This is a genomic window from Bowmanella dokdonensis (assembly GCF_017254865.1).
Taxonomy (GTDB): domain Bacteria; phylum Pseudomonadota; class Gammaproteobacteria; order Enterobacterales; family Alteromonadaceae; genus Bowmanella; species Bowmanella dokdonensis.
This window is the reverse complement of sequence record NZ_JAFKCV010000290.1, coordinates 1-309: the sequence shown is the minus strand read 5'-3', so window position 1 is coordinate 309 and position 309 is coordinate 1. Positions and strand designations below refer to the sequence as shown.

The window sequence follows — 309 nt, the reverse complement described above, 5'->3', positions numbered from 1 at the left end:
GGCTGGCAAAGCCGCTGGCCAATTGTTTGGCGTCACGGGTCATCGCATAAGTCGTGCTATCCATGTGGCTGCTGGATGACGAAGAATGCAACAAGGGTTGCCAGTTTAATCCAGGCCCTTTGGGCGCAGTGAAATAGCCAAAAGAAGCGCCGTTAATTAACTCCAAACCTCGCGTGATCACATCCGAGTTATCGAGTTGTTCGATACCCAAACCTAAAAAGCCCATATGTCGGGTGACACCAGACTGGGTGCGAATATCCAACCCGGTCGCCGCATCCAACACCACCTGCCCGGCGTCAAACCCAACCC

The 309-nt window shown here is 53.7% G+C and carries 1 protein-coding gene; it reads right to left on the bottom strand.

Translation table 11 applies throughout. From position 1 onward, the window contains the following. A partial coding sequence (locus J0A66_RS22630) for a Gldg family protein (RefSeq protein WP_439098894.1) occupies nt 1–309 on the bottom strand: 309 nt, incomplete at both ends.